This window comes from Dokdonella sp., from assembly GCF_051958935.1.
GTDB lineage: Bacteria > Pseudomonadota > Gammaproteobacteria > Xanthomonadales > Rhodanobacteraceae > Dokdonella_A.
Genome location: NZ_JBQCFP010000151.1, coordinates 1 through 2,103, shown reverse-complemented (window position 1 = coordinate 2,103; position 2,103 = coordinate 1). Strand labels below are relative to the sequence as shown.

At 70.1% G+C, this 2,103-nt stretch carries 2 protein-coding genes; one reads left to right on the top strand and one right to left on the bottom strand.

Annotation, left to right across the window (positions count from 1 at the left end; all coding sequences use genetic code 11):
* Positions 1-1,094, top strand: a 1,094-nt coding sequence (locus ACTHK2_RS14590) for an EAL domain-containing protein (RefSeq protein WP_440246443.1), incomplete at its 5' end; no start/stop codon positions are given.
* Positions 1,095-1,109: 15 nt separating this feature from the next.
* Here the strand turns inward: ACTHK2_RS14590 and ACTHK2_RS14585 are convergent.
* Positions 1,110-2,103 (bottom strand): NAD(P)/FAD-dependent oxidoreductase (locus tag ACTHK2_RS14585; RefSeq protein ID WP_440246442.1); only part of this gene is annotated, 994 nt, incomplete at its 5' end.

The following is a 2,103-nucleotide window of genomic DNA, read 5'->3' as shown; positions in this document are numbered from 1 at the left end:
GGACGTACGACATCGGCACCGGCCACCTCGTCATCGTGCTGCACGGTAATCCGCGCGGCAGTGCGGCGGACGCATCCTGGGACGCCGTGTTGCGCCGCCTGCACAACGGCGAGTTCCTCTGGCTGGAACGCCCGGTGCGGGTGCTGCCCTATCTCGGCGTCGCTGCCGACCAGGTCGACGGCGAGGGGTTCGAGGCGCGCATGGCACGTGCCTCCGATGCCGCGATGGAAGCGCGCGATCGGGGCGAACTGCGCCCGCTGCACGCGGGCTCGCGCGACGCGCGCGAAGCACTCTCGACGCACGGCCGCTCGCTGCAGGTGTCGACGAATGCGCTCGCGCGCATCCGCGCGGGCGAGATCGAGCTGTACTGCCAGCCGCTCTTCGCCCTTTCCGGGCATGCCGCGGACAGCGGCACGCACGGCGAAATCCTCTGCCGCCTGCAGGACGAGGTCGGACGCCTGCTGCTACCCGACGAATTCCTGCGCGAGCTGCAAGCCGACCGCCGCATGGCGGAACTCGACCTCGCCGTCGTGTGCGCGCTGGATCGCTGGCTGCGCCGGCACGCCGACGTGCGCGTGCCGATCAGTCGCCTCAGCGTCAACCTCGCCGGCCAGTCGCTCGCCTCGCTGAGTTTCGCTCGCGAGCTGCTCGCGCTCGTCGACGATTTCGCGCTGACGCCTGGCGTCCTCTGCTTCGAAGTCACCGAAACGGCGGCGATCACCCACGCCGGCGATGCGATCGCCCTGCTCGACGCCTTGCGAGAGCGCGGCTGCTGCATCGCGATCGATGATTTCGGCATCGGTTACCAGTCGTTCGAGCGACTCAAGCAGATACCCGCCAACGTGATCAAGATTGACGGCAGCTTCGTGCGCGACCTCGCGCGCGATGGACGCGACCTGGCCACGGTACGGGCCATCGTCGCCGTCGCACGCGCCTACGGCGCGGAAACGGTGGCCGAATGGGTCGAGGACGAACAGACCCTCGTGCTGCTGCGCGAACTCGGTGTCGACTGGGCCCAGGGATTCCACCTCGCCCGCCCGCGACCTATCGACGAGCTGCTGCTCGCGAGGAATGGCACGGCTACGGCCGGCTGAGCACGCAATCGGCACTCAGCGCCGCGGCGCACGCACCCCGCGCTCGAACCGCGCGAACGACACCAGATCGTCGCACGTATGGGCAAGCCGGCGCAGGCGCTTGGCGATCACGTCCGCGCCGAGACGCGCATAGGCGATGCCGTTGCCACCGTAGGCGAGTGCGAACAGCACGCGCGGCCCGTGCTGGGGATGCGAATCGAAGAACGGCAAGCCGTCCTCGGTTTCCGCGAACGTGCCGCCCCTCGCCCATGCCGGTTCGACGGCCACGCCCAGCCGTCGCGCCGCCTGGCGGGCGAGGCGCTCCGCCTTGCGCGGCAGCCGCGCATCGCGCAAGGCGGGCACGTCGACGCGGTCGTCGGCGCCACCGACGATCAGGCGGCCCGCGTCGGTCGTGCGCAGGTACAGGTAAGGCCGCGCGGTTTCCCAGGCGAGCACCCCACGCAAGCGATCGACGTCGGGGCTCGGATCCGTGGCGAATGCATAGCTGCTCCGATTACGTGCGATGCGCGCATCGAGCCACTGCTGCGATTCGTATCCGGCGGCGACGACGAGCCAGCGTGCGCGCAATGCGACGCCGCGATCGGTCTCCACGCGCACGTCGCGCGCGCGCACGGCAAAGCCCAATACCGCCGTGCGGTCGAACACGCGCCCACCGTCGCGCACGATCGAGCGCAGCAACGCATGGCAGACGCGATACGGGTCGACCCGGGCTGCGGGGCGGGTGAGGATCGCCGCAGGCGCGTCGAGGCCGAAACGGCGATGCAACTCGTCGTGCTCGAGCCACTCCACGCGCAGGCCGGCATCACGACGACGCTGCCATTCCGCGCGCAAGCGGCGGCGATGGTAGCCGTGCGAGGCGAAGTAGAGGCTGCGCGCGCGCGCGAAGCCGATCCGGCGCAAGCGCGCCAACTCGCCGTTCAAGGTATCCAAGGCGGCGGCGCAGGATCGATACGCAAGTTCTGCGGCGTCGTCGCCATATCGCGCGGCAAGATCGCCCATCTCGGCATCG